Source organism: Streptomyces sp. NPDC043876, from assembly GCF_056435825.1.
This window is the reverse complement of the sequence record NZ_JBWKDV010000011.1, coordinates 278,144-305,105: the sequence shown is the minus strand read 5'-3', so window position 1 is coordinate 305,105 and position 26,962 is coordinate 278,144. Positions and strand designations below refer to the sequence as shown.

25 protein-coding genes are annotated in these 26,962 nt (G+C 75.0%); 20 read left to right on the top strand and 5 right to left on the bottom strand.

Annotation, left to right across the window (positions count from 1 at the left end):
- The first annotated feature begins 81 nt into the window (after nucleotides 1-81).
- A complete protein-coding gene (locus AC0693_RS30850; RefSeq protein ID WP_478803480.1) occupies nucleotides 82-1,368 on the top strand; it encodes a cytochrome P450 in 1,287 nt (428 codons plus the stop codon).
- Here the strand turns inward: AC0693_RS30850 and AC0693_RS30845 are convergent.
- A complete protein-coding gene (locus tag AC0693_RS30845) occupies nucleotides 1,328-2,053 on the bottom strand; it encodes a hypothetical protein (RefSeq protein WP_478803479.1) in 726 nt (241 codons plus the stop codon). The two genes, AC0693_RS30850 and AC0693_RS30845, sit on opposite strands and share 41 nt — an antisense overlap.
- Before the next feature lie 128 nt (nucleotides 2,054-2,181).
- Between AC0693_RS30845 and ggt the strand changes: the two genes are divergently transcribed.
- Entirely contained in the window at nucleotides 2,182-3,984 is a 1,803-nt protein-coding gene (ggt, locus tag AC0693_RS30840) for a gamma-glutamyltransferase (RefSeq protein WP_478803478.1), read from the top strand.
- A 113-nt stretch (nucleotides 3,985-4,097) separates the two neighbouring features.
- On the opposite strand, the gene map is transcribed toward ggt, so the two are convergent.
- On the bottom strand, nucleotides 4,098-4,865 hold the full coding sequence (gene map, locus AC0693_RS30835) for a type I methionyl aminopeptidase (protein WP_356404969.1): 768 nt from the start codon (nucleotides 4,863-4,865) through the stop codon (nucleotides 4,098-4,100).
- 78 nt (nucleotides 4,866-4,943) lie between these two features.
- On the opposite strand from map, the gene AC0693_RS30830 reads away from it, so the two are divergent.
- The 7 genes from AC0693_RS30830 (at nucleotide 4,944) to AC0693_RS30800 (ending at nucleotide 13,617) form a co-directional block, all read left to right on the top strand.
- Complete coding sequence (locus AC0693_RS30830; protein ID WP_356404971.1) at nucleotides 4,944-5,195, top strand: helix-turn-helix domain-containing protein; 252 nt, start codon at nucleotides 4,944-4,946, stop codon at nucleotides 5,193-5,195.
- Nucleotides 5,196-5,279: 84 nt separating this feature from the next.
- Nucleotides 5,280-5,660, top strand: coding sequence for a PPOX class F420-dependent oxidoreductase (locus AC0693_RS30825; RefSeq protein ID WP_356404973.1), 381 nt, complete (start codon nucleotides 5,280-5,282; stop codon nucleotides 5,658-5,660).
- 45 nt (nucleotides 5,661-5,705) lie between these two features.
- Nucleotides 5,706-8,744, top strand: coding sequence for a hypothetical protein (locus AC0693_RS30820; RefSeq protein ID WP_478803477.1), 3,039 nt, complete (start codon nucleotides 5,706-5,708; stop codon nucleotides 8,742-8,744).
- A 236-nt stretch (nucleotides 8,745-8,980) separates the two neighbouring features.
- Entirely contained in the window at nucleotides 8,981-9,823 is an 843-nt protein-coding gene (locus tag AC0693_RS30815; RefSeq protein ID WP_468466761.1) for a nitrilase-related carbon-nitrogen hydrolase, read from the top strand.
- 38 nt (nucleotides 9,824-9,861) lie between these two features.
- On the top strand, nucleotides 9,862-11,115 hold the full coding sequence (locus AC0693_RS30810; RefSeq protein ID WP_469317476.1) for an aspartate aminotransferase family protein: 1,254 nt from the start codon (nucleotides 9,862-9,864) through the stop codon (nucleotides 11,113-11,115).
- Between the two features lie 52 nt (nucleotides 11,116-11,167).
- Nucleotides 11,168-12,568, top strand: coding sequence for a dihydropyrimidinase (hydA, locus tag AC0693_RS30805; protein WP_469317332.1), 1,401 nt, complete (start codon nucleotides 11,168-11,170; stop codon nucleotides 12,566-12,568).
- A gap of 35 nt (nucleotides 12,569-12,603) precedes the next feature.
- A complete protein-coding gene (locus AC0693_RS30800) occupies nucleotides 12,604-13,617 on the top strand; it encodes a TIGR03842 family LLM class F420-dependent oxidoreductase (protein WP_478740715.1) in 1,014 nt (337 codons plus the stop codon).
- A gap of 160 nt (nucleotides 13,618-13,777) precedes the next feature.
- Here AC0693_RS30800 and AC0693_RS30795 read toward each other — a convergent pair whose 3' ends face one another.
- Entirely contained in the window at nucleotides 13,778-14,317 is a 540-nt protein-coding gene (locus AC0693_RS30795; protein WP_469317334.1) for a DM13 domain-containing protein, read from the bottom strand.
- Between the two features lie 268 nt (nucleotides 14,318-14,585).
- On the opposite strand from AC0693_RS30795, the gene AC0693_RS30790 reads away from it, so the two are divergent.
- The 8 genes from AC0693_RS30790 (at nucleotide 14,586) to AC0693_RS30755 (ending at nucleotide 21,824) form a co-directional block, all read left to right on the top strand.
- A complete protein-coding gene (locus AC0693_RS30790; RefSeq protein WP_478803476.1) occupies nucleotides 14,586-15,680 on the top strand; it encodes a glycosyltransferase family protein in 1,095 nt (364 codons plus the stop codon).
- A complete protein-coding gene (locus AC0693_RS30785; protein WP_469317336.1) occupies nucleotides 15,677-16,747 on the top strand; it encodes a glycosyltransferase in 1,071 nt (356 codons plus the stop codon). Before AC0693_RS30790 ends, AC0693_RS30785 begins: the two co-directional genes overlap by 4 nt.
- Entirely contained in the window at nucleotides 16,744-17,763 is a 1,020-nt protein-coding gene (locus AC0693_RS30780; RefSeq protein ID WP_478803475.1) for a glycosyltransferase, read from the top strand. Before AC0693_RS30785 ends, AC0693_RS30780 begins: the two co-directional genes overlap by 4 nt.
- Nucleotides 17,748-18,662, top strand: coding sequence for a glycosyltransferase family 2 protein (locus AC0693_RS30775; protein ID WP_478803474.1), 915 nt, complete (start codon nucleotides 17,748-17,750; stop codon nucleotides 18,660-18,662). Before AC0693_RS30780 ends, AC0693_RS30775 begins: the two co-directional genes overlap by 16 nt.
- A 6-nt stretch (nucleotides 18,663-18,668) precedes the next feature.
- Nucleotides 18,669-18,848 (top strand): hypothetical protein, encoded by a 180-nt coding sequence (locus AC0693_RS30770; protein ID WP_478803473.1) that lies wholly within the window; start codon nucleotides 18,669-18,671, stop codon nucleotides 18,846-18,848.
- 108 nt (nucleotides 18,849-18,956) lie between these two features.
- A complete protein-coding gene (locus AC0693_RS30765) occupies nucleotides 18,957-19,781 on the top strand; it encodes an inositol monophosphatase family protein (RefSeq protein WP_478803472.1) in 825 nt (274 codons plus the stop codon).
- 100 nt (nucleotides 19,782-19,881) lie between these two features.
- A complete protein-coding gene (locus tag AC0693_RS30760; RefSeq protein WP_478803512.1) occupies nucleotides 19,882-21,303 on the top strand; it encodes a phytoene desaturase family protein in 1,422 nt (473 codons plus the stop codon).
- Nucleotides 21,303-21,824 carry an O-acetyl-ADP-ribose deacetylase gene (locus AC0693_RS30755; protein WP_469317341.1) on the top strand — a complete coding sequence of 174 codons (522 nt, stop codon included), beginning with the start codon at nucleotides 21,303-21,305 and terminating at the stop codon, nucleotides 21,822-21,824. The genes AC0693_RS30760 and AC0693_RS30755 overlap by 1 nt, the downstream gene beginning before the upstream one ends.
- Nucleotides 21,825-22,311: 487 nt before the next feature.
- Here AC0693_RS30755 and AC0693_RS30750 read toward each other — a convergent pair whose 3' ends face one another.
- The gene (locus AC0693_RS30750; RefSeq protein WP_469317342.1) at nucleotides 22,312-23,460 is read right to left on the bottom strand and encodes a glycerate kinase; all 1,149 of its coding nucleotides are present in this window, start codon (nucleotides 23,458-23,460) and stop codon (nucleotides 22,312-22,314) included.
- Between the two features lie 143 nt (nucleotides 23,461-23,603).
- Here AC0693_RS30750 and AC0693_RS30745 point away from each other — a divergent pair, with 143 nt between their 5' ends.
- The 3 genes from AC0693_RS30745 (at nucleotide 23,604) to AC0693_RS30735 (ending at nucleotide 26,374) form a co-directional block, all read left to right on the top strand.
- Complete coding sequence (locus AC0693_RS30745) at nucleotides 23,604-25,319, top strand: BCCT family transporter (protein ID WP_478803471.1); 1,716 nt, start codon at nucleotides 23,604-23,606, stop codon at nucleotides 25,317-25,319.
- Nucleotides 25,320-25,380: 61 nt separating this feature from the next.
- The gene (locus AC0693_RS30740) at nucleotides 25,381-25,875 is read left to right on the top strand and encodes an NUDIX domain-containing protein (protein ID WP_469335364.1); all 495 of its coding nucleotides are present in this window, start codon (nucleotides 25,381-25,383) and stop codon (nucleotides 25,873-25,875) included.
- 70 nt (nucleotides 25,876-25,945) lie between these two features.
- Entirely contained in the window at nucleotides 25,946-26,374 is a 429-nt protein-coding gene (locus tag AC0693_RS30735; protein ID WP_356405002.1) for a hypothetical protein, read from the top strand.
- Here the strand turns inward: AC0693_RS30735 and AC0693_RS30730 are convergent.
- Nucleotides 26,371-26,919, bottom strand: coding sequence for a methylated-DNA--[protein]-cysteine S-methyltransferase (locus AC0693_RS30730; RefSeq protein ID WP_469317345.1), 549 nt, complete (start codon nucleotides 26,917-26,919; stop codon nucleotides 26,371-26,373). The two genes, AC0693_RS30735 and AC0693_RS30730, sit on opposite strands and share 4 nt — an antisense overlap.
- Between the last annotated feature and the right edge of the window lie 43 nt (nucleotides 26,920-26,962).

Here is a 26,962-nt window from a genome sequence, read left to right as displayed (position 1 = left end):
TCCGGCCTCCGGCCAGGGTGGGCCGCCCCGCGGGGTCCCGTCCCCTTGCGGTGCGCGGCGCCCGGCCGTCACCGTGGCCCCATGGACCACGCGCCCGCCGTCCCGGCCGTCCCCGATGCCCCTGCCGTCCCCGACGTCTTCGACCCCCGGACGTACGCCGCGGGCGTGCCCCACGCGCGCTACCGGATCCTGCGCGACCACCATCCAGTCGCCTGGCAGGCCGAACCGGAGGTCCTCGGCTGGCCCGCCGGACCCGGCTTCTGGGCCGTCACCCGGCACGCCGACGTGGTGCGGGTGCTCCGCGACCACGCCGTGTACTCCTCCCGCCTCGGGGCCACCCAGATCCGCGACCCCGACCCCGCCGACCTGCCGTTCATCCGGCGCACCATGCTCAACCAGGACCCCCCGGAACACGGCCGGCTGCGCCGGATGGCGGCCCGCGCCTTCACCCCCGCCCGGGTCGACGCCTTCGCCGGGCGGGTCCGCGAGCGCGCCCGGAGCCTGCTGGCCGCCGCCCGGGACGGCGCTGTGGACGGTGCGGCCGACGTGGTGCGCACGGTCACCGACGAGTACGCGCTGCTGAACCTCGCCGACCTGATGGGCATCCCGGCCGCCGACCGGGCCCTGCTGCTGGACTGGACCGTACGGATCATCGGCTACCAGGATCCGCAGGACGCGCCCGCGCCGCGGCTCGGCCCGGACGGGGTCCCCCTCAACCCGCGCTCGCCCGCGCTGCTCGGCGAGATGTTCGGCTATGCGCGCGAACTGGCCGCGGCCAAGCGCGCCCGGCCCGCGCAGGACCTGATGAGCGCGCTCGCCCACGCCGAACTGGCCGAAGGGGAGCTGGAGATGTTCTTCTTCCTGCTCACCGTCGCGGGCAACGACACCGTACGGTCCGCCGCGCCCGGCGGCCTGCTCGCCCTGACCCGCGACCCCGCCGCGCGCCGGGACCTCGCCGCGGGCCGGGTCCCGGTGGACCGGGCCGTCGAGGAACTCCTGCGCGTCCACCCGCCGGTCCTGAGCTTCCGGCGCACCGCCGCCCGGGACACGGAGCTGGCCGGGCGGCGGATCCGGGCCGGGGACAAGGTGGTCGTCTTCCACGCCGCCGCCAACCACGACGAGCGGGTCTTCGCCGACCCCCACCGGATCGACCTCGCCCGGACGCCCAACCCGCACGTCTCCTTCGGCGACGGACCGCACGTATGCCTCGGCGCGCACTTCGCCCGGCTTCAGCTCCGGGTGCTCCACGAGGAATGGCGCGCGGCCATTCCGCCGCCCGAACTCGTCGGCGAGCCAAGGCGGTTGGTGTCCAACTTCATCAACGGGATCACACGGCTGCCGCTTCGGGTGTCCGGGCGCTCCGAGTGACGTCCGCCAGCAGTTCGGCCACGTCCGGCCCGTAGGCATCGGAGTTGATCACCTTCACCACGAGGCAGAAGGAGGCCGAGCCGTACGTGCGCGCCAGCCGCTGGTGGTTGCGGGCCAGGTAGCGGGCTCCGGCCTGGTTGCTGACGGCGGTCTGCCCGGAGATCAGGAACACCGGGCGCGCGCCCGGCCCGTTCGTCAGCCGGGCCAGCAGGACGTGCTCCACGGCGCCCTTCTGCCAGCGGTAGACCTCGCCGCCGACGTGGATGGTGCCCCGGTCCGGACCGGGCTCGGAGCTGAGGTCCACCCGGACGCCGGGCAGCATGGAGGCGAGGTGGGCCGTGGTCCGCGCGTTGGAGACCGGCCCCCCGACACAGAACTCGGCCCGCTCGCCGAAGCCCTGGCGCACCCCGTCGTGCGTGACGATCTGGACGTTCGCCCCGCAGTCCTTGATCAGCGCCGATATCTCCAGCAGCGCGAAGGCGTCGTTGCGGTGCACCGAGCCCTCGGTGCCGCCCATCTGACGGTTCACCACGAACAGGCAGTCCGAGCCGTTCGGCAGCCCGAAGAAGGCCTGCTTGCGGCGCAGCGCGCGGCGCCAGAGGTACGTACGGGAGAACCAGCCGAAACCACCGCTGACGGCGGTCGCCACCACCCCGAGCACGATGTTGCGTACGTCGTCGTTCATGCGGCGGATCGTAGGGGGTGCACTCGCCGCGTGCCAGGCGCGGGCGACGGACCCCGTGCCCCGGCCTTCCTGACGCGGCGCCGGACGGCGGTTAGGCTCGCGGGCACACTGCCCTACGTGGAGGTTCGATGCGCCGTCCCACCGCCCGCGCGTTACCGCTGTTCGCCCTCACCGCGGCCCTCGCGGCGACCGCCGCCGCCCCGCCCGCGGCCGCCGACACCGCCGCCCCGCCCAAGACCCCGGTCGCCGTCGGCTACGGCGGGGCCGTGGCCAGCGTGGACGCCGACGCCTCGGCGGCGGGGATCGCCGTCCTGCGCGCCGGTGGCAACGCGGTGGACGCAGCCGTCGCCACCGCCGCCGCCCTCGGCGTCACCGAGCCGTACTCCGCGGGCGTCGGCGGCGGAGGCTACTTCGTCTACTACGACGCGAAGTCCCGCCGGGTGCACACGATCGACGGCCGTGAGACCGCCCCCGCCTCGGCCACCGCCACCCTCTTCCAGGAGAACGGCGTACCGATCCCCTTCGACCAGGGCCAGACCAGCGGCCGCAGCGTCGGCGTCCCCGGGACCCCCGACACCTGGGATACCGCTCTGAAGTCCTGGGGCAGCCGCCCGCTCGGCGCGCTGCTGCGCCCCGCCGAGAAGCTGGCCCGCGACGGCTTCACCGTGGACGCCACCTTCCGCGCCCAGACCCAGCTGAACCAGGACCGGTTCAAGGACTTCCCGGCGACCCGCAAGCTCTTCCTGCCCGGGGGCGCCCTGCCCGTGGTCGGCTCCACCTTCAAGAACCCCGACCTGGCCGCCACCTACGCCGAGCTCGGGCGCAAGGGCACCGGCGCCCTCTACCGGGGCCCGATCGCCGACGACATCGTCGCCGCCGTCCGCAAGCCCCCGGTCGACCCGGCCGCCACCCGCACCGTCCGCCCCGGCGACCTGACCGCCCGCGACCTGCGCGCGTACGACACCAAGCGGCAGGCACCGACCCGGGTGAACTACCGCGGCCTGGACGTCTACAGCATGGCGCCCTCCTCCTCCGGCGGGACCACCGTCGGCGAGGCGCTGAACATCCTGGAGCGCAGCGACCTCGGGAAGCTCTCCGAGACGCAGTACCTGCACCGGTTCATCGAGGCCTCGCGGATCTCCTTCGCCGACCGGGGGCGCTGGGTGGGCGACCCGGCCGCCGTGGACGTCCCGACGCGCGAGCTGCTCTCGCAGGCGTTCGCCGACTCGCGGGCCTGCCTGATCTCGCCCGACCGGGCGCTGACCAGCCCGCTGGCCCCCGGCGACCCGCGCCACCCCGCCCCCTGCGCCACCACCGGGCAGAGCGCCCCGACGACCTACGAGGGGGAGAACACCACCCACCTGACGGTCGCCGACCGCTGGGGCAACGTCGTCTCCTACACGCTCACCATCGAGTCCACCGGCGGCAGCGGCATCACCGTCCCCGGCCGCGGCTTCCTGCTCAACAACGAGCTGACCGACTTCTCCTTCGCTCCGGCCGCCCCCGGCGTCCCGGACCCGAACCTGCCCGGCCCCGGCAAGCGGCCGCGCTCCTCGATGTCCCCGACCATCGTCCTCAAGGACGGGCGGCCGGTCCTGGCCGTCGGCTCGCCGGGCGGCGCCACCATCATCACCACCGTGCTCCAGACCCTCGTCGGCACCCTGGACCGGGGCCTGCCGCTGGTTGACGCGATCGCCGCGCCGCGGGCCAGCCAGCGCAACCAGACCACCACCGAACTGGAGCCGGGCCTGTGGGACAGCCCGGTCCGCGCTCAACTGGAGGCCCTGGGGCAGGGCTTCCGGCCCAACCCGGAGATCGGCGCGGCCACCGGCGTCCAGCGGCTCCCGGACGGCCGCTGGCTCGCGGCCGCCGAGACCACCCGGCGCGGCGGCGGCTCCGCGATGGTGGTCAGCCCGCACGGGCGGCCGTGAGCGGGAGCCGTGCCGGACGACCCTGAGTGAGAGGCGTGCCGGACGACGGCCGGCGGGAGGCGTGCCGGCCCGACGGTCGGCGCGAGGCGTGCCCGTGAGCGGTGTGCGCCGGCTCAGAGGGCGGTGAGGACCCGCGGACCGGCTGAGGTGATGGCGACGGTGTGCTCGGCGTGCGCCGCGCGACTGCCGTCCACGGTCCGCAGGGTCCAGCCGTCGTCGTCGGTCAGGTAGTCGTCCGTACCGCCCGCGACCAGCATCGGCTCGATCGCGAGGACCATGCCGGGGCGCAGCTTCATGCCGCGCCCCGGCGGGCCCTCGTTGGGCACGCCCGGGTCCTCGTGCATGGCGCGGCCGATGCCGTGGCCGCCGAAGCCGTCGGGTATGCCGTATCCGGCGGCGCGGCCGACCGTACCGATCGCGTGGGCGATGTCGCCGATGCGGTTCCCCGGCCTGGCCGCGGCGATACCCGCGGCCAGGGCCCGCTCGGCCGCCCCGATCAGCGCCAGGTCGGCGGGGCGGGCCCGGCCGACCGTGAAGCTGACCGCCGCGTCCCCGGCCCAGCCGCCCAGGGTGGCCCCGCAGTCGATGCTGACGAGGTCGCCGTCGCGCAGCCGGTAGCCGTCCGGGATGCCGTGCACGATCGCGTCGTTGACGGAGGCGCACACGACCGCCGGGAAGGGCGTGGGCGCGAACCGCGGCCGGTATCCGAGGAAGGGCGAGCCCGCGCCCGCCCCGTGCAGCACCTCCCGGGCCACCGCGTCCAGTTCCCGCAGGGACACGCCGACGCCCGCCGCCTTCCGCACCGCGTCCAGGGCGCGGGCGACCACGCGGCCGGCCTCGCGCATCGCGCCGATCGACTGTTCCGTCTTGAGTTCCACCATGCCCATTACTATACCGGTATTTCTTTACCGGGATAGTCATACCGGTATAGGAATCGGGTGGCGGGGTACGATGGGGGCATGGTCCGCACCCCCCTCACCCCGGAAGAGCGCGAGCGCGGCGAGCGCCTGGGCGCGCTGCTGCGCGCCTCGCGCGGCAGCCGCAGCATGGTCGAGATCGCCGCCGCCGCCGGACTCTCCGCCGAGACGCTGCGCAAGATCGAAACCGGCCGCGCCCCCACGCCCGCCTTCTTCACCGTCGCCGCCCTGGCCACCACCCTCGGCCTCTCGATGGACGACCTGCTGCGGCAGTGCGCGTTCGTACCCGCCTGACGGGACGTCCGCGTCCGCCGGACGGCGCGGGGGTGGACGGCCCGGCGAGTGGGGCTCCAGGGTCCGGGGCCTAGTCTTCGGGCCATGACTCTTGAGGAGCTGGGCCGGTCCCGGTACGTCAGTCTCACCACCTACCGCAAGGACGGGACGCCGGTGGCGACGCCGGTATGGGCCGTGGCCGACGGCGGCGAGCTGTACATCTGGACGAAGAGCGACACCTGGAAGGTCAAGCGGATCCGCAACGACGCGCGGGTCTCCGTCGTGGCCTGCGACGTGCGCGGCCAGGTCGTGGAGGGCGCGACGCCCCGCGAGGGGGAGGCCCGGCTGCTGGACGATGCGGGCCTGGACCGGGTGCGGAAACTGATGGCGCGGAAGTACACGTGGCAGTACTGGATGGTGGACGTGCCCGCGATGCTGGCCCGGCGGGGAAAGCGTCCGCACACCGCGATCGCCGTGAAGCTTTGAGATTGCCGTAGCCCGCCTGTAACACGGGTGGGGTCCAATGCCGTCATGGAGACGGTGAGTTCGACGGCGATCGCTCAACTGGCCGAACACCTGCGGGCGTTGACCGAAACCCTGGACCCCGGTGCGGGCTGGTACGGCGAGTTCCTGCGCCGGGACCCGGAGGGCATGCGGGCGTGCCTGGACGGGACCGCGCTGGCGCCGTGGGACGTGATGGAGTCGCTGCTCCAGGACGTGGCGGCGTTGCGGGGCCCCCGGGAGGCGGCCGAGCGGTCCCGGCACGCGGCCCGGCTGCGGCGGGCCGCCGCCCTCGCCCACGACCGGATGCCGGGAGGCGAGGAGGAACTGCACGCGCTGCTCGCGGCCGCCGACGCGCAGCGGGGGGCGGCGGAGGCCGCCGTCCGCGTCCTGACCGCGCGGCTGTCCGCCGCGCCCGATCCGGCCGCCGCCGCGCCCCTGGCCCGGGAACTGGCCTGGACCCGCGACGACCTCGCCCGCGCCGCCTCCCGCTGCGCGGACCTGACCGCCCGCCTCTCCGCCCTCACCCCGCTGCCCGACTCCGTCCCCCCTCCCCGCTGGGCGCACGCGGAGCCACGGCCGCACACGACGGCCCTGACCGCGCCAGACGCCGTACGGGGGGCGGCGGCCGGGGCCGGAGCCGGAGCCGGAGCGCCGGATCCGGCGCCGCTGGGGGTGGAGGGTGCGGATGCGCCCCGGGGCGGCTGGCCAGGCCCGGATGTGCCCGGGGCGGTACGGGTGCCGGGGGCGGGGTGGCCGGTGGGGGTGCCGCTGGAGGTGGCGGGTGCGGACGGGCCCCGGGGCGGCTGGCCAGGCCCGGATGTGCCCGGGGCGGTACGGGTGCCGGGGGAGGGGTGGCCGGTCGGGGTGCCGCTGGGGGTGCAGGGTGCGGATGCGCCCGAGGCCGTACGGGTCGCGAAGGCGGGGTGGCCGGTCGGGGTGCCGCTGGGGGTGGAGGGTGCGGATGCGCCCGAGGCCGTACGGGTCGCGGGGGCGGGAACGTCGGACGGAGTGCCGCCGGACGCGGCGGGCCCGGCGCGACCCCGCGGCCGGGGGCCTCGCAGGAGCGGCGGGGCGAGGTTCGCCGGGGCGGCGCCGGAGAGCCATGACACGGGGGCCGTCGCGGCACCACCGGGGCTGGGGCTTACGGAGGCCCCGGCCCCCGTGGCCCTGCGCGGAGCCCGCTTCGGCCGCCCGGCTCCGGCGCGGCGGCACGCGGCGGGCTCGCCGCCCGAGGATCTCGCAGCGGCTACGGGAGCCGGCACCGGCCGACCGGGCCTCGCCGGTACGGACTCCACCGCCGCCGCGGCCCCACGGCCGGCGACCCCGCAGCACGGCGCCCGGGGCACGGGGGTCCCCGGGCCCGACCCCGCAAAAGCGGCCCGCCTCCCCTGGCCCAACCCCGCCTTCGCCGCGCCGCCCGGCGCCACCGGCCCTGCCCACCGACCGGGCGACCCCGGGGACGCGCCCCCGGCCCCCGCGGAGTACGGGCTGGCCGAACCAGCCCACCGATCTGGCGACCTCGGGGACGCGAACCTGGGCCCTGCCGAGGCTGGCTTCGCCGCGGTGCCCGGCTCCTTCGGACCCGCCCACCGACCCGGCGACCTCGGGGACGCGCACCCGGCCCCTGCGGAGCCATGCTTCGCCGCGGAGTACGGGCCTGACGGACCGGCCTACCGATCCGGCGGCCTCGGGGACGCGCACCCGGGCCCTGCCGAGCCCGGCTTCGCCGCGGGGTACGGGCTTGACGGACCGGCCTACCGATCCGGCGGCTCCGGGGACGCGCACCCGGGCCCTGCCGAGCCCGGCTACGGCGCGACGTACGGGTGGAGCGAGCCGTACCGCTCGCCCGCCCCTGGTGGAACCGGTTCCGCCCACTCACCCGCTCCCGGCGACCACGACACCGATCACCCGCCTCACCCGGCCCTCATTGGGCCCGGCTTCGCCGCGGCGCCCGGCTCCGCCGAACCCGCCCACCGACCCGGCGGTGCTGGGGATCCGGGCCCGGCCCCCGCCGAGCCCGGACTCGCCGTGGCGTACGGCTCCGCCGAACCTGCCCACAGGCCCGGCGGTTCCGGGTACGCGCACCCGGCTCCCGCTGAGCCCGGCTCCGCCGCGGCATACGGGTGGAACGAGCGGCCCCGCTCGCCCGCTCCCAGCGGCCGGGCGACCCCCCGCCCACCTCACCCGGCCCCCGCCGTGCCCGTATTCGCCGCGGCGTACGGGTTGGCCGAGCCAACCCACCCGTCAGGCAGGTCCGGGGACGCGCACCCGGCCCCCACCGACCCCGCCGTCGCCGTGGCGTACGGCTCCGCCGGACCCGCTCACCGACCCGGCAGCACCGGAAACCTTCCCCCGGCCCCCGTCGAGCCCGGCTTCGCCGCCCCGCACGGGTGGCCCGGTTCAGCCCACCGGCCCGCCCCCGGCGCCCCCGCCCCCGGCGCCCCCGCCCCCGGCGCCCAGCCACCGCACCCGGACCCCGCCGCGTACGGGCACCTCCCCGGCAGCGCCTCGTCCCCCGGCAGCGCCTCGTCGCGTGCCGGCGGCTCCGGGGCGGCGGCGGTCGTGGGGGAGTTGATCGGGTTGCGGGGGCAGGGGCGGAGCGGGGAGGCGCACGCGTTGCTCTGCGAGGCCGCCGGGTGGGACGCGGCGCTGCTGCCCGGGCTGGGCCGGGAGCTGGAGCGGGCCGGGCTCGCGGCCGACTGGGCCGCGCTGCTCTGGGAGGCGGCCTCGCTGCCCCCCGACCGGCTGGCCGCGGTCGCCGCCGCGCTCGGGGACGCCGGGCGCCACGCCGACGGCGACCGGCTGCTGCGCCAGGGCGCCGCCCGCCCCGCCCCGGAGATCGCGGACACGGCCCTCGCGCTCGGCGCGGCCGGCCGGGCCCGCGAGGCCGACGCCCTGCTGGAGGCCTTCGTACGGGTGCGCACCGCGGAGGAGGCGGCCCGGCTCGCGCGCCGGGACCCGGGGTGGTTCGGTCCGCGGCTGCTGGCGGCGGCCCGCGGGCTGTCCGGATCCGCCCACCGGGACCTCGTCCACGCCTTCCGGGTGGCCGGAATCGCCACCTCCTGAGCCGCCCCGGCTCCTCCGAGCGGTCCTCCCCGAGCCCCCACAGGCGGCCGCCCCCAGCCCCCTGTCCGACCCGCGCCCCACCCTGACCGCAATCGACCATGTCGCGACCTATGTTGATCGTCTCGGCCATCCGTGCGCGGTGGTCTTGCCCCGGAGTGTGACGAGGCCTACTTTCGACTCCCTACGCACACCGTCTACGTGCGTAGAGGCCGGCGTCCCGTCGCAAGGAGCAGCTCATGGCCCACCTCGTCCGCGCCGCGTTGGTCCAGGCCACCTGGACCGGCGACACCGAGTCGATGATCGCAAAACACGAGGAGCACGCCCGCCGGGCCGCCGCCCAGGGGGCGCGGATCATCGGGTTCCAGGAGGTGTTCAACGCCCCCTACTTCTGCCAGGTCCAGGAGCCCGAGCACTACCGCTGGGCCGAGGCCGTCCCCGACGGCCCGACCGTCCGCCGGATGCAGGAGCTCGCCCGCGAGACCGGCATGGTCATCGTCGTCCCGGTCTTCGAGCTGGAGGACGAGGGCTTCTACTACAACACCGCGGCCGTCATCGATGCCGACGGCAGTTACCTCGGCAAGTACCGCAAGCACCACATCCCCCAGGTCAGGGGCTTCTGGGAGAAGTACTACTTCCGCCCGGGCAACCTCGGCTGGCCCGTCTTCGACACGGCCGTCGGCAAGGTCGGCGTCTACATCTGCTACGACCGCCACTTCCCCGAAGGCTGGCGCGCCCTCGGACTGGCCGGAGCCCAGCTCGTCTACAACCCCTCCGCCACCTCGCGCGGACTCTCCGGCTACCTGTGGCAGCTGGAGCAGCCCGCCTCCGCCGTGGCCAACGAGTACTTCGTCGCGGCCATCAACCGGGTCGGCCAGGAGGAGTACGGCGACAACGACTTCTACGGCACCAGCTACTTCGTCGACCCGCGCGGCCGGTTCGTCGGCGACGTCGCCAGCGACAAGGAGGAGGAACTCCTGGTCCGGGACCTGGACTTCGACCTCATCAAGGAGGTCCGCGACCAGTGGGCCTTCTACCGCGACCGCCGTCCCGACGCCTACGGAGGACTCGTACAGCCGTGACCAACCCGATCCCGCTCCACAGCCGCCACCAGGCCGTCATGCCCGAATGGCTGGCCCTGTACTACGACCGCCCCATCGAGCTGACGCACGGCGAGGGCCGCCACGTCTGGGACGCCGACGGCAACCGCTACCTGGACTTCTTCGGCGGCATCCTCACCACCATGACCGCCCACGCCCTCCCCGAGGTCACCAAGGCCGTCGCCGAACAGGCCGGGCGGATCATCCATTCCTCCACCCTGTACCTCAACCGGCCGATGGTCGAACTCGCCGAGCGGATCGCGGCCCTCTCCGGCATCCCCGACGCCCGGGTCTTCTTCACCACCTCCGGCACCGAGGCCAACGACACCGCCCTGCTGCTCGCGACGACGTACCGCCGCTCCAACCAGATCCTGGCGATGCGCAACAGCTACCACGGCCGGTCCTTCGCCACGGTGTCCCTCACCGGCAACCGCGGCTGGTCCCCGACCAGCCTCTCGCCGCTCCAGACGTACTACGTTCACGGCGCGGTGCGCGGCCGCGGCCCCTTCGCCGCCCTGCCCGACGCCGAGTTCACCGCCGCGGCGGTCGCGGACCTGGAGGACGTACTCGGCCAGGCGCGCGGCGGCGTGGCCGCCCTGATCGCCGAACCGGTGCAGGGCGTCGGCGGGTTCACCTCCCCGCCCGACGGTCTCTACGGCGCCTTCCGCGAGGTCCTCGACCGGCACGGCATCCTCTGGATCAGCGACGAGGTCCAGACCGGCTGGGGCCGTACCGGCGACCACTTCTGGGGCTGGCAGGCGCACGCCCAGAACGGCCCGCCGGACATCCTCACCTTCGCCAAGGGCATCGGCAACGGCATGTCCATCGGCGGCGTCGTGGCCCGCGGCGAGATCATGAACTGCCTGGACGCCAACTCCATCTCCACCTTCGGCGGTTCGCCCGTCACGATGGCGGCCGGCGTGGCCAATCTCGGCTACCTCCTGGAACACGACCTCCAGGGCAACGCCCGGCGCGTGGGCGGTCTGCTGCTGGAGCGGCTGCGCGCCGTCACCGCCGGCGTGCCCGCCGTACGGGAGGTGCGCGGCCGGGGCCTGATGGCGGGCATCGAACTGACCCGGCCCGGCACCGACCAGGCGGACCCGGAGGCGGCGGCCGCCGTACTGGAGGCCGCCCGCGCCGGCGGACTGCTGCTGGGCAAGGGCGGCGGCTACAACACCAGCGTGCTGCGCATCGCGCCGCCGCTGTCGCTCACCGTCTCCGAAGCGGAGGAGGGCGCCGAGATCCTGGCCGGGGCCCTGCGCACGCTGACCTGACCCCGTTCGCCCGCACGCCCGCCGTCCTCAACCACCCACCGGGGAGGGGCACATGCCCAACCGCACCCTGATCACCGGCGGCCTGGTCGTCACCGCCGCCGACGAGCTGCACGCGGACGTCCTGATCGAGGACGGCCGGATCGCCGCGCTCGCCACGCACGGCTCGGCCGCCGCCACCGCCTGGACCGCCGACCGTACGATCGACGCGAGCGGGAAGTACGTCATCCCCGGCGGCGTCGACGTCCACACCCACATGGAACTGCCCTTCGGCGGCACCGCCGCCTCCGACACCTTCGAGACCGGCACCCGCGCCGCCGCCTGGGGCGGCACCACCACCATCGTGGACTTCGCCGTCCAGAGCGTGGGCCACGCCCTGCGCGAGGGCCTGGACACCTGGTACGCCAAGGCCGACGGCAACTGCGCCATCGACTACGGCTTCCACATGATCCTCTCCGACGTCAACGAGGGCACCCTCAAGGAGATGGACCTGCTGGTCGAGGAGGGCATCACCTCCTTCAAGCTGTTCATGGCCTACCCCGGCGTCTTCTACAGCGACGACGGCCGGATCCTGCGCGCCATGCAGCGCTCCGCGCACAACGGCGGGCTGATCATGATGCACGCCGAGAACGGCATCGCCATCGACGTCCTCGTCGAACAGGCCCTGGCCCGCGGCGAGACCGACCCCCGCCACCACGGCGAGGTCCGCAAGGTGCTCCTCGAAGCCGAGGCCACCCACCGGGCGATCGCCCTCGCGCGGGTCGCGGGCGCGCCGCTGTACGTCGTCCACGTCTCGGCGGAGGAAGCGGTGGCGGAGCTGGCGGCCGCCCGCGACAAGGGGCTCCCCGTCTTCGGCGAGACCTGCCCGCAGTACCTGTTCCTGTCCACCGACAACCTCGCCGAGCCGGACTTCCAGGGCGCCAAGTACGTCTGCTCCACGCCGCTGCGCCCCCGCGAACACCAGACGGCCCTGTGGCGGGGCCTGCGGACCAACGACCTCCAAGTGGTCTCCACCGACCACTGCCCCTTCTGCTTCCGCGGCCAGAAGGAGCTGGGCCGCGGCGACTTCTCCAAGATCCCCAACGGGCTGCCGGGGGTGGAGAACCGCATGGACCTGCTCCACCAGGCCGTGCTGGACGGGCACATCAGCCGCCGCCGCTGGATCGAGATCGCGTGCGCGACCCCGGCCCGGATGTTCGGCCTCTACCCCAAGAAGGGCACCATCGCCCCCGGCGCCGACGCCGACATCGTCCTCTACGATCCGCACGCCGAGCAGGTCATCTCCGCCGAGACGCACCACATGAACGTGGACTACTCGGCGTACGAGGGCAGGCGGATCACCGGACGCGTCGACACGGTCCTCTCGCGCGGCGAACTCGTCATCGATCGGCGCGAGTTCACCGGCCGCCCCGGGCACGGCGCCTTCGTACCCCGCGCCACCTGCCAGTACCTGTAAGCCGCAAGCCCGTACGCAGCAGCAAGGAGCCATGCATGGACTTCGGCCTCGTCCTGCAAACCGACCCGCCCGCCTCCCAGGTGGTCAGCCTCATGAAGCGCGCCGAGCGCAACGGCTTCCGCTACGGCTGGACCTTCGACTCGGCCGTGCTGTGGCAGGAGCCGTTCGTCATCTACAGCCAGATCCTGGCCAACACCCAGCGCATGCACGTCGGTCCGATGGTCACCAACCCGGGCACCCGCACCTGGGAGGTGACCGCCTCCACCTTCGCCACCCTCAACGACATGTACGGCAACCGCACCGTGTGCGGGATCGGGCGCGGGGACTCCGCGATGCGGGTCGCCGGCCGCGCGCCCAACACCCTGGCGCGTCTGGGCGATGCCATCGATGTCATCCGGGACCTGGCGGAGGGCCGCGAGGCGGAGGTGGACGGCAACCGGATCCGCATCCCGTGGATCCGGGACGGCAAACTGCCGGTGTGGATGGCCGCGTACGGGCCCAAAGCCCTCGCGCTCGCCGGCCGGAAGGCGGACGGCTTCATCCTCCAGCTCGCGGACCCCTTCCTCACGGAGTGGATGATCAGGTCGGTCCGCGAGGCCGCCACCGCGGCCGGCCGCGACCCGGCCGAGATCACCATCTGCGTGGCGGCCCCCGCGTACGTCACGGCCGACGACTCGACACAGGCACTGGCTCACGCCCGCGACCAGTGCCGCTGGTTCGGCGGCATGGTCGGCAACCACGTCGCCGACCTCGTCTCCCGCTACGGCGAACACTCCGGCCTGGTCCCCGAGGACCTCACCGCCTACGTCAAGTCCCGCCAGGACTACGACTACAGCCACCACGGCCGCGCCGACAACGCGTCCGCCGACTTCGTCCCCGACGAGATCGTCGACCGGTTCTGCCTCCTGGGCCCGGCCGAGGCCCACATCGCCAAACTCCGGACCCTGCGCGACCTGGGCGTCGACCAGTTCGCCGTCTACGACATGCACGACGCCCGCGAAGCCACCATCGACGCGTACGGCTCCACCATCATCCCGGCGCTCGGCTGAGGGCGCCGCCCACGGCCCGTCAGCGGACGAGCACGAAGACCGCCCCGGCCGTCACGGCCCCCAGCACGGCCCCCACCCGACCCCGGCCAGTCGGTCGGCGTGCCACCCGGCGACGGCCACGGGGGAGTGACGGCCCGCATCGCTCAACGCGCGGGAGGGGTCACGCGCTCCCGAGGGGGGCCGCGCCGAAGGAGACGTCGAAGCGGTCGCACCAGATGGTGACGCTGGTGTAGTCGGCGAGGTTCACCGAGGCCGGGATCTCGTAGTTCTGGTCACCCTTGTCGCCCTTGAGCCTGCCGAGGCTGACGTACCGGCCGTCGCCGAAGACCCGCCAGCCGGCGACGCCTTCCTTGACCGGGGCGTCCGTGAGCCACACGCGCAGGTCGGGCCCGTTGCTGGTGTCCAGGTCCTCCAGCCGCAGCACGTGGGCGCCGTCGGCCAGCCGGATCAGCTTCGCCGTGCCCGTCGTGGTGTGCTCGTGGCTGATGAAGGCGCCCCGGGCGAGCGTTGTCGGCTCCGCGGGGGAGCGGCCCGGGGCAGCCGCGGAGGGCGGCGCGGCCACGGCGGGGAGCGCCTCCCGGACGGTGTTGGTCTGCCACAGCTTCCAGGGCTGGAACCAGTACAGCCCCGCGCCCAGGACCAGCACGGCCGGAACCAGCAGCCAGGTGAGCGCCCTGCGGCGCCGTTTCGTCCCTCTCACTGCCAGTCCCTTTCCCGCACGGAATCGTCACCCGCATTCAACAAGATCCGCAGCCCGGCCACCCCCTTCCTTCCGATGACGAAAGGCTTACGTCCTCCACCTGAGGGACCCCGCGCCCCGGCCGGTTTGGCTCCGGCGCCGCGGGGCACACGGCCGGGCGCCGTGCGAGGCCCGCGGCCCGGATCCGTGCCCGACGGGCGCGCGCGGTGACGGTCCCGCCCGGCCGGGCCCGCCGTGGTCCTCGCGTCCCTCACGGAAGGAGCCCACCGTGTCCGATGAGCAACCGCCGCACCGCCGAGCGGTCCCGGAGATCCGCGTCGCCTCCGTGCCCGCCGGTCACGTGTACGTACGGCACTGCTCGGCTCCCGAGCCCGACGGCGTACGGCGGCTGCGGGACCCGCGGCCGCTCGGGGCGCCCAGCACCTCGCAGCGCTGGTGGCCCCCGGTGATGCTGGACCCGGACTGGGTGAGCGCCCACCACCGCGACTTCGACGTCTTCCACCTGCACTTCGGTTTCGACGCCCAGAGCCCGGCCCAGCTGACCGCGCTCGTGGACGCCCTGCGCCGGCACGGCAAACCGCTGGTCTACACGGTGCACGACCTGCGCAACCCCCACCAGGCCGACCCAGCAGCCCACGACGCCGCCCTCGACGTGGTCGTGCCCGCCGCCGACCGCCTCGTCACCCTGACGCCCGGCGCCGCCCGGAGCATCCGCAGCCGCTGGAACCGGACGGCGACGGTGCTGCCCCACCCGCACGTGGTCGAACTGCCGCTCCTCGACCGCCCCCGGCCCGCCCGCGACCGCTTCCGCGTCGGCGTGCACGCCAAGAGCCTGCGCCCCAACATGGCGGTCCTCCCCGTCGTCCGGGTGCTCGCGGAAACCGTCGCCGAACTCCCCGACGCCGAGCTCCAGGTCAACATCCACCGCGAGGTGGCGGACCCCGCCTCCCCGGCCCACGCCCCGCAGGTGATGAGCGCCCTGGAGAAACTCGCCGACCGGGGCCGGCTCGCGCTCGTCGTCCACGACTACTTCGACGACGAGCAGCTGTGGGACTACCTCGCCTCGCTCGACCTGTCCGTCCTGCCCTACCACTTCGGCACCCACTCCGGGTGGCTGGAGGCCTGCCACGACCTGGGCACCGCCGTCGCCGCCCCCGACTGCGGCTTCTACGCCCAGCAGCGCCCCTGCCTGACCTACGGGCACACGCAGCGAGCCGGCCTCGACGGGGAATCGCTGCGGGAGGCCGTGCGGACGGCGTACAAGGAGCGGCCGGCACCCCGGGCCACCGCACGGCAGCGTGCGCACGAGCGCGACGACCTCGCCGCCGCGCACCGCGCCCTGTACGCGGAGGCCCTGCGATGAGCCGGGGCCTGCGGGTGGCCCTCATCGCCTCCGCGCGCTTCCCCGTCAGCGAGCCCTTCGCCGGAGGCCTCGAAGCCCACACGTGGTGGCTCGCGCACAGCCTGCGCCGCCGGGGCCACCACGTGGAACTCTTCGCCGCGCCCGGCTCCGACCCCGCGCTGGGAGTGCGTGAACTGCCGGTGCACACAGTGGAGTTGAGCGCCGCGGCCCGCAGCGACGCGAGCATGCCCAGCGCGGTGTGGATGGCGGAACACCACGCCTACCTGGGCCTGATGCTGGACCTGGCCCGCGACGGCGAGCACCGGTTCGACGTCGTCCACAACAACAGCCTGCACTACCTCCCCGTCGCGATGGCCGCGGCCCTGCGGGTGCCGGTGGTCACCACCCTCCACACGCCGCCCACGCCCTGGCTGGAGTCCGCGATCACGGCCCAGGAGCGCTGCCCGGTGACGTTCACGGCCGTCAGCCGGTTCACCGCCGGGGCCTGGCGGGGGACCGCGCCGCGCGCCCGCGTCGTGCGCAACGGCATCGACACCGACTTCTGGCGGCCGGGCCCCGGAGGCGGCGACCTGGTGTGGACCGGCCGCCTCGTCCCCGAGAAGGGGCCCCACCTGGCGCTCGAAGCCGCCCGCGCGGCCGGCCTGCCCCTGCGGATCGCGGGACCCATCGCGGACCGGGCCTATTTCGAGAAGCGGATCGAACCCCTGCTCGGCGAGGACGCGCGCTACGTCGGCCACCTCGACCGGCGGGAACTCGCCGAGCTGCTGGGTTCCGCGAGCGCCGCCCTGGTCACGCCCTGCTGGGACGAACCGTACGGACTGGTGGTCGCCGAGGCGCTGGCCTGCGGCACGCCGGTGTGCGGGTTCGACCGCGGCGCGCTGTCGGAGATCCTCACCCCGGACTGCGGCCTGCTGGCCCCGCCGGGGGACGTCGAAGCCCTGGCGCGGCTCATTCCGCGCGCCGTGCGGCTCGACCGCCGGGCCGCCCGCCGACGGGCGGAGCGGTTCTGCTCCCTCGCCCGCACCGCCGACGCCTACACGCGGCTCTACGAGGAGGTGGCGCGGTGATCGGCTACTACGTCCACCACCAGGGCCGCGGACACCTGCACCGCGCCGTGAGCATCGCCGCGCACGTCCGCGGACCGGTGACGATCCTGTCCTCCCTGCCCCGGCCGCCCGGCTGGACCGCCGGCTGGGTGGCCCTGCCGCCGGACGCCGCCGACACCCCCGTGGATCCCACGGCGCACGGCCGCCTGCACTGGGTTCCGGTCCGCCACCCTGGCCACCGGGAGCGCATGGGGACCATCGCGGACTGGATCGCGCGGGAGGACCCCGCGCTGTTCGTGAGCGACGTATCGGTGGAGGCCGCGACCCTGGCCCGGCTCATGGGCACGCCCGTCGTCGTCACCGCCATGCGCGGCGACCGGGGCGACCAGGCGCACCGGCTCGCCTACGACCTGGCGGACGCCCTCCTCGCCCCCTGGCCCGCGTCGCTGCCCGAGCCCGGCTGGCCCGGCCACTGGCACGCCAAGACGCTGCACACCGGGAGCATCTCGCGCTACGACGGCCGCCCGCGCCCGGCTCCCCGGGGCGCCGCCGCGGACGGGCGCGGGGAAGTGGTGGTGATGCTGGGGGCCGGCGGGGACGACCTCACCGAGCGGCGGCTGGCCGAAGCGGTCCGCGCCGCTCCCGCGTGGCGGTGGACCGTCCTCGGCGGCGCCGGGGGCGAGTGGACCGACGACCCCTGGCCGGTGCTGTGCCGGGCGGACGTGGTCGTCACCCACGCCGGACAGAACGCCGTCGCCGAGTGCGCCGCCGCCCGGGTCCCGGCCGTCGTCATCCCGCAGCAGCGGCCCCACGGGGAGCAGCACGCCACCGCGCGGGCCCTGCGCGCGGCGGGCCTGGCGACCGTACGGGAGAGCTGGCCGCCCCCGCAGGCCTGGCCCGGCCTGCTGGCGGAGGCGGCCGCCCGGCCGGACCGCTGGGCGCGCTGGTCCCCCGGAGACGGGGCCCGCCGGGCGGGACGCCTGCTCACCGATCTGGCCCTGCGCACCGCCGAGGGGGCGCCGTGCGCACCGCGGTGATCACCCTCGCGGCGGGCCGGCACCCGCACCTGCTGCTCCAGCAGGACGGCCTCGACCGCGGCACGCGCCGCCCCGACCACTACGTGATCGTCTCCATGGCCGACCCCGCCATCGCGGACCTCGTCGCCCGCCGGCGCCCCGCCGCGGACGTCGTCACCGTGCCCCTGGCCGACGGGCGCCTCCCGCTGGCCGCCGCCCGCAACGCCGGAGCCGCGCGGGCCCTCGCGGCCGGGGCCGAGCTGCTGGTCTTCCTCGACGTGGACTGCGTCCCGGGCGCCACCCTCCTGGAGGGCTACGCGCGGGCGGCGCGCGACGGCGCGCTGCTCTGCGGCACGGTCGCCTACCTCCCGCCGCCGCCCCCGGGCGGCTACCGGCTCGACGCCCTGGCCGCCATGGCGGCGCCGCACCCGGCCCGCCCGGTCCCCGCGGACGGCACGGTCGTGCGCGGGGGAGCCCACCGGTTGTTCTGGTCGCTGTCGTTCGCCCTGACGGCCCGCACCTGGGAGCGCGTCGGGGGATTCTGCGAGGACTACACCGGATACGGCGCCGAGGACACCGACTTCGCCGCCACCGCGGCCCACCGGGGCGTGGACCTCTGGTGGGTGGGCGGCGCCCCGGCCCACCACCAGTACCATCCGACGCGGCGCCCGCCCGTCCGGCACCTCGACGACATCCTGCGCAACGGCGCCCTCTACAAGCGGCGTTGGGGCAGCTGGCCCATGGAGGGGTGGCTGCGGGACTTCGAGGCGCTCGGCCTGGTGCGCCACCTCCCGGACACCGACATGTGGTGCGCCACCGGCCCGGGCGGCCGGGGCGACGGCGGCGCTCCGGCACCGGCGTGTCCGGAACGGCAAACCGGGTACACGCCCGACATGGGAGACATGACCGAAGGGAGATGACCGACCATGACACGGGCCGCGCGGGAGAGGAACGACGCCCAGTGGCGCCATGACGGCACGCCGCGGGACCGCAGCGGCGAGGACACCGACCCGTGGTCGGACTTCGTCCGCGTCCAGCGCCAGATGAGATGGCTGCTCCGACCCCCGGGCGCGGAGCGCCGGAGCGCGGGCGCCGAGGACGGCTGACCGCGGGCGCGCGTTCCGCGGGAGCGGGGCCCCGCGTTTACCCGGGGGCCACCCGGGGGCCGGCCGTCGGCAGTGGGGATTGTCGGCGCGGCATGGTCTGATGGAGACATGATCGAAGAGTTTCTGGCCCGTGACCTGTCCGATGTCGAGGAAGCCGTCCGCAAGGCCGCCGCGGTCGAGATCATGCCGAGGTTCCGGCAGCTCGCCGACCACGAGGTCGACCAGAAGAGCGGCCCGCACGACCTGGTGACCGTCGCCGACCGGCGCGCGGAGGAGTACCTGACCGCCGCCCTCACCCGGCTGCTCCCGGGCTCGGTGGTGGTCGGCGAGGAGGCCGTCCACGCGGATCCCACCGTGTACGGGGCGCTGCGCGGCGAAGCCCCCGTCTGGATCGTGGACCCGGTCGACGGGACCCGCCAGTTCGTCGCCGGGGAGCCGGGCTTCTGCACCCTGGTCGCGCTGGCCGTGCGCGGCGAGATCCTCGCGTCCTGGACCTTCGCACCCGTCCTGGAGGAGATCGCCACCGCGGTGCGCGGCCAGGGGGCCTTCGTCAACGGCGAGGCGATACGGGCCGGTTCACCGGAACCGGGCGCCGAGCTGCAGATCGCCATGGCCCACCCTCTCTACACGAGCGAGGAGGACAAGCGGACCCTCGCCCGCCTGGAGGTGCCGGGCGTGGCGGCCCGTCCGTGCGGTTCGGCGGGCCTGGAGTACCTGAAGGTGGCCCGCGGCGCGATGGACGGCCTGGCCTTCACCTGGCCCTCGGCCTGGGACCACGCGGCCGGACTGCTGCTGGTCGCCGAGGCGGGCGGCGCGCAGAGCACCGTCGCGGGCGAGCCCTACCGGGTCGACCGGGACAACGCACTGCCGTTCGCGGTCGGTCGCGACGAGGCGACGGCGCTGCGGATCCGGGACCTGCTGCGCGGCGAGTAGGGCGCGCGCAGCCGCGGAGCGGGCGGGCAGCGGGGCCGCGGCGGCGCCATATCCTGGGGTCTCCAGGGGCAGTTCCGCTGCCGGACGAAGGAGTCGCATGGTGCCGTCGATTCTCGATGCGGTCGTCGTGGGAGCGGGTCCCAACGGGCTGACGGCCGCGGTCGAACTGGCCCGGCGCGGCCACTCCGTGGCCGTGTTCGAGGCCGCCGAGACGGTCGGCGGCGGGGCCAGGACCGAGGAGCTGACCCTCCCCGGCTTCCGGCACGACCCCTGCTCGGCCGTCCACCCGCTCGGCGCGGGCTCGCCCGTCTTCGCGACCATGCCGCTCGCGCGGTACGGGCTGGAGTGGCTGCACGCCCCGCTCCCGATGGCGCACCCCTTCGACGACGGCAGCGCCGCCGTGCTCTCGCGGTCGGTCGCCGAGACCGCCGCCTCCTTCGGCTCCCGGGACGCGGGCGCCTACCGCCGCCTCGTCGCGCCGTACCTCGGCAAGTGGGACACCCTGGCCCGGGACTTCATGTCCCTGCCGTCCACCGCGCTGCCGACCGACCCGCTCACCCTGGCCCGCTTCGGGCTCACCGGCCTGCCGCCGTCCACCTGGCTGATGCGGCGCTTCCGGGACGAGCGCGCGCGGGCCCTCTTCGCGGGCCTCGTCGCGCACGTGATCGCGCCGCTGGGCGGGATCGGGACGGGCGCGGTCGGGCTGGTCTTCGCCCTCGCCGCACACGCGAACGGCTGGCCGCTGCCGCGCGGCGGCTCCCAGTCGATCTCCGACGCGCTCGCCGCCTACCTGCGCGACCTCGGCGGCGTCGTGCACACCGGCTACGAGGTCAAGCGGCTGGACGACCTGCCGCCGGCCCGTGCCTACGTCTTCGACACCTCGCCGACCGCGCTGGCCCGGATCGCCCGGCTGGGGCGGGCGTACGACGGCTACCGGTACGGCGCCGGAGTGTTCAAGCTGGACTACGCCCTGGACGGCCCCGTCCCCTGGACCGCCGAGGCGGCGCGCCGCGCGGGCACCGTCCAGGTCGGACCGCGCACCCGGGACATCGACGCCGCGCTGCAGCTCACCGCGAGCGGCCGGGCCCCCCGTACGCCGTTCCTCATCACCGCGCAGCCCAGCCTGGTCGACCCCGGCCGCGCCCCCGCGGGCAAGCACGTCTTCTGGGCCTACGGGCACGTTCCCGCGGGCTGGGACGGCGACCTCACCGACGCCGTCGAACGCCAACTGGAGCGCTTCGCGCCGGGCTTCCGCGACCTGGTCCTCGCCCGCGCCACCGCGGGGCCGCCGCAGTTCGCCGCCCGCAACCCGAACTACGTCGGCGGCGACATCGCCTGCGGCGCCGCCTCCGGCCTCCAGCTCCTGCTGCGGCCGAAGCTCACCCTGTCCCCGTACACCACGGCCCACCCGGCCGTGTTCCTGTGCTCCTCCGCGACTCCGCCCGGGCCGGGCGTGCACGGCATGTCCGGCCACAACGCGGCGAAGGCGGTCTGGCGCCACCTGCGAAAGGGCTCGTCCTGATGGTCCGCATCACCCTGGCCCGCGGGGACATCACGACCCAGCGCGTGGACGCCGTGGTCAACGCGGCGAACTCCTCCCTGCTGGGCGGTGGCGGGGTGGACGGTGCGATCCACCGGCGCGGGGGGCCGGAGATCCTCGCGGCCTGCCGGGCGCTGCGCGCCTCCCACTACGGCAAGGGCCTCGCGACGGGCCGCGCGGTCGCCACCACGGCGGGCCGGCTGCCGGCCGCGCACGTGATCCACACGGTGGGGCCGGTGTACTCCCGCGAGGAGGACCGCTCGGAGCTGCTGGCCTCGTGCTACCGGGAATCCCTGCGGGTGGCGGGGGAGTTGGGGGCGCGTACGGTCGCCTTCCCGGCGATCTCGACCGGGGTCTACGGGTGGCCGATGGACGACGGGGCGCGGATCGCGGTGGGGGCGGTGCGGGGTGCGGTGGCCGGGCCGGTGGAGGAGGTCCGCTTCGTCCTCTTCGACGCGGCTGCGTACGCCGCCTTCGAGGCCGCCGTGTCCACCGCCGCCTAGCCCGGCCCCTCCCTCTCGCCTGCGGCGCGGCCGGCGTGCCTCCGGCGGCGCCTCAATCGCCGGCGGGGCTGGGTATGGCTGCGTGGACCCGCGGCTTGGTCCCGGCCTGAGGTACGGCTGTGCCCCGGCCCTGCGGGTGGCTGATGTGCCTCCGGCGGCGCCTCAATCGCCGGCGGGGCTGGGGGTGGCTGCGTCGACCCGCGGCTTGGTCCCGGCCTGAGGTACGGCTGTGCCCCGGCCCTGCGGGTGGCTGATGTGCCTCCGGCGGCGCCTCAAACGCCGGCGGGGCTGGGTATGGCTGCGGCTGGGCTGCGGCTTTTCCCCGGCCCAGGGGGCGAATTTCAGCCTGCCCGGCGTTTGAGGGCCCGCCGGAGGCACGGCGGGGGGAGGGCCCGACACGTTCCTCGTTTTGCTCTGCCCGGGAACGCCGCGGGCCCCCGCCCCCCGGTGAGGGGAGCGGGGGCCCGCGGCGGACGGCCCGGCGGGGTCAGAGGACGTCGGCGGCGATGTTCGCCGCGACGCGTTCCAGCAGCGGCCCGGCATTGGCGATGCACTTCGCCGTGTCCGGCTCGATCTCCGTCAGGGGGTACGCGCGCCGGATCCCGGCGGCCTGGAGGGCCTCCTGGGTCAGCGCGAGCCGCCCGCACACGGCCACGACGTCCTTGCCCGCCGCGCGCGCGGCGGCCGCCACGCCCGCCGGGGCCTTGCCGTGCAGGGTCTGCTCGTCGAGGGAGCCCTCACCGGTGATCACCAGCGTGGCCCGCTCCAGCGCCGGGGCGAAGCCCAGCACCTCCAGCATCAGCTCGATGCCCGGCCGGAAGGTCGCACCCAGCAGCAGCGCGCCGTAGCCGATGCCGCCCGCGCCGCCCGCCCCGGGAGCCAGCGCGTACTGCGCCGCCTTCGGGCCGACCGACTTCTCCAGCACCACCGCGAAGTGCGCCAGCGCCGCGTCCAGGGTCGCCACGTCCTCGGGCGTCGCACCCTTCTGCGGCCCGTAGACGGCCGGCGCGCCCTTCGGCCCGGTCAGCGGATTGTCCACGTCGCTGGCGAGGACGAACTCCACCTCGGCGAAGCGCGGGTCGATCCCGGACAGGTCGGCCGAGGCCAGCGAGGCCAGGGCGCCACCGCCCGGACCGACCGGTTCACCGTTCGCATCCAGGAACACCGCCCCCAGCGCGGCCAGCATGCCCGCGCCGCCGTCGGTGGTGGCGCTGCCGCCCACGCCGAAGACGATCGAGCGCGCGCCCGCGTCCAGGGCCGCCTTCAGGACCTCGCCCGAGCCGTACGTGGTCGACGTCAGCGGAGCGAAGACGCCCGCCGGCAGCAGCTGGAGGCCGGAGGCCTCCGCCATCTCGACCACGGCGGTGCCGTCGCGCAGCGCGAAAGCGGCCGTGACCTGGTCACCGAGCGGTCCGGTGACCCGTACCTCCCGGCGCTCGAACCCGGCCGCCACCGCCGCCGCGACCGTGCCGTCGCCGCCGTCCGCGACCGGGAGGGTCTCGATCTCCACGCCCGGTACGGCCGCGCGCAGGCCCGCCGTCACCCGCTCGGCGACCTGCACGGCCGTGAGCGAGCCCTTGAATTTGTCCGCGGCGATGAGCACGCGCGCGGTCTCAGTTACTGCTCCGTCCGTCACCTTGCTAATCCCTTGCTATCGAACAGTGCAGTCGCGCCGCCCTGAGCCTATCCGGAGGATTCTCCAAAGCCCATGGGTGGCCCGGGACACACCCCGCGCGCCCTGGTCGGCAATGGGTACATTCCCCCGCATAGTGGGGCCGCATGAGTACGGATTCACGGGAACAGTCACGCTCCGACACCCCCGCGGGAGGCCCCGCGGCCCCGCAGGACGACGCGCCCGACCGGATGCTCGTCGGCATCGGAGTGATCGCCGTACTGGCCGTGGTCGCCTGGGCGGCGCTCGGCAAGCACTCCTTCGACACGGCCTCCGCCGCCGCGCTGACCTGGGTGCTGAACAACTTCGCCTGGCTGTTCGTGATCGCCGCCGACGTCTTCCTGGTCATGTGCGTCGTCCTCGCGATCAGCCGCTTCGGCCGCATCCGGCTCGGAGCCGACGACAGCGAACCCGAGTTCACCAACCTCGCGTGGATCGCCATGATGTTCAGCGCGGGCATGGGCATCGGCCTGATGTTCTACGGCGTCGGCGAGCCGCTCACCCACTACCTGAGCCCGCCCCCGGCCAGCGGCGCCGCCCCCGGCACCGGCGGCGCCGCGCGCGCGGCCCTGGAGTACTCCTTCTTCCACTGGACCCTCACCCCCTGGGCCATCTACGGCATCGCCGGCCTCGCCCTCGCCTACGCGACCTTCCGCAAGGGCCGCGGCAACCGCCTCAGCTCCGCCTTCGTCCCGCTCATGGGCCGGGAGCGGGCCGACGGCTGGCCGGGCCGCGCCATCGACCTGCTCGCCGTCTTCGCGACCGTCTTCGGCACCGCGACCAGCCTCGGCCTCGGCGCCCTCCAGGTCGCCAAGGGCCTGAACATCACCACCGGCGTCGAGGACTCGACCACCCTCGAACTGATCATCATCGGCTCGCTGTCCGCCGCCTTCGTGCTCTCCGCCTTCTCCGGCCTGCACAAGGGGGTGAAGTGGCTCAGCACCGCCAACATCGTGCTGGCCGCCGTCCTGATGCTCTTCGTGTTCCTGCTCGGCCCCACCGTCTACGTCCTCGACGTCATCCCCGCCAGCGTCGGCGGCTACCTGCACCAGCTCCTTCCGATGGCCAGCCGCACCGGCGCCTTCACCGACAGCGCGTGGCTCGGGGCGTGGACGATCTTCTACTGGGCCTGGTGGCTCTCCTGGGCGCCCTTCGTCGGCACCTTCATCGCGCGGATCTCGCGCGGCCGCACCATCCGCGAGTTCCTCGTCGGCGTGCTGCTGGTGCCCAGCGGCGCGACCGTCATCTGGTTCTGCGTGATGGGCGGCACCGCGATCCGCCTGGACTCCACCGGCGCCGTCGACTTCGCCGCCGAGATCAAGGACGGCACCGAGGCCTCGCTCTTCGCGATGCTCGACGCCCTGCCGCTCGGCACGCTGACCTCGTACGTCGCCATGGCCCTGGTGATGACCTACTTCGTCACCAGCGCCGACTCCGCCTCGCTGGTGATGGGCTCGCTGACCAGCCGCGGCTCGCTGCACCCGCCCACCTGGCTGGTGGTCACCTGGGGCGTGCTGATGGCGGCCGTCGCAGCCGTGCTGCTCGTCGCGGGCGGCCTGAAGTCCCTCCAGACCGCGACCATCCTGGTGGCGCTGCCCTTCGTCCTCGTGATGCTCCTGGTCTGCTGGGCGCTGGTGAAGGAGCTGCGCGCCGACCCGGGGGCCGGACCCGCCCGCGCCCATGCGCTGCACGGGGTGCGCGACGCGGTGCGGGCCATGGTCGGCGACGCCCTCACCGAGCAGGGTCCGGCCCGGCACCCCCGGCTGCGGCGCGTCGCGGAGTCCCGCGCCCGCGGCCGCGGGGACGACGACGGCCCGGCCTGAGCGGCCCCGTTGCCCGCGGCGCAGCCGCGGCGCGCCCGGACCGGCTCGGTAGGCTGGCGCGGTGACCACCACTGAGGACTACGCCACCTACATCGCGAGCCTGCCCCGGGTGCTGGCCGGCGCGGCCGCCCTGTACCGGGACACCGCGGGCCGGGTGCTGCTCGTCGAACCGAACTACCGCGAGGGCTGGGCGCTGCCCGGCGGAACCATCGAGTCCGACCGGGGCGAGTCCCCGCGCGCCGCGGCCCGCCGCGAGAGCGCCGAGGAGATCGGGCTCGACCTTCCGCTCGGCCGGCTGCTCGCGGTGGACTGGGTGCTCGGCTCCGCCCGCCCGCCGCTCGTCGCGTACGTCTACGACGGCGGCGTGCTGGACGCCAAGCAGCTGGCCAGGGTCACCCTCCAGGAGGAGGAGCTGACGTCCTGGCGGCTGGTGGAGCCGGCGGAACTGACCGCCTACCTGCCCGGCGCGCTGGGCCTGCGCGCCGCGGAGGCCTACCGGGTCCTGCGGTCGGGCGAGGGCACCGCGGAGCTGGAGAACGGCCGCCGCCCGCAGTAGCGCCACGGGCCGCCGACCCGGAAGGTGACCCGTGACACGATGCCTACATCGGACGGGACACAATAACCGGATGATCACGATGTACGCCTGGCCCAGCACCGCCGACGGGCCCGACGCCCTGCCCATGGTCCACTTCACCACCGAGGAGCAGGCAGGCGCGGATGTCACGCCCGAAGGCGTACCCGTCTGGCTGTTCGACACCGCGATACGCGACGGCGGCTGGGCCCACTTCACCGACTACGACGGCTGGGCGGCCCCCGCACCCGGCTGGAGCGCCGCCTACCGCCGCGCCGACGACGTCCTGTTCGTCAGCGGCCCCGGCGCCTGCGAGGGCTGGTACCAGGGCAACCTGGGCGCCGCTGCCGAGTGGGTGGAGGCCGCCGCCGCCCAGCAGAGCGTGGTGCTCCTCGCGGCCCCCGTGCCGCACCCCTCGCTCTACGGGTACGCGGTCGAGGCCGGGGCCGCCTTCGCCCTCCTCGTCCCGCTGATGGTGGTCTAGAAGAGACCCTCCGCCGTGACCGTCCGGCCGGTCCGGCCGGACTCGAACTCCAGCAGCCGCACCTTGCGCTCCACCCCGCCGCCGTACCCGGTCATGCTCCCCGAGGCCCCGATCACCCGGTGGCACGGGACGATGATGCTGATCGGGTTCTTCCCGTTGGCCAGGCCCACCGCGCGCGAGGCGCTCGGCTTGCCCAGCCGGGCCGCCAGCTCGCCGTACGACCAGGTCTCGCCGTAGGGGATGCGCGTCAGCTGGTCCCAGACGCCGCGCTGGAAGTCGGTGCCCTCCAGGCGCAGCGGCAGGTCGAAAGCGGTCCGTTCCCCGGCGAAGTACGCGCTCAGCTGCGCCACCACGGCGGGGAAGGGCCCCTCCGCGGCCGCGACGCGCTCCCCGAAGGACTCCTCCGGTGGCCGGTGGCGCTGTCCGGTCATGTACAGGCCGCTGAGGACGCCGCCGGTGGCGACGAGGGTGAGCGGGCCGTACGGGCTGTCGACGACGGCGTGCTGCCTGCCGGTGCCGGTGGTGCCGGTGGTGCTGCTGTCCATGAGGGTGTCTCCTCGTGCGGTGCGTGCGGTGGGTGCGGTCGTA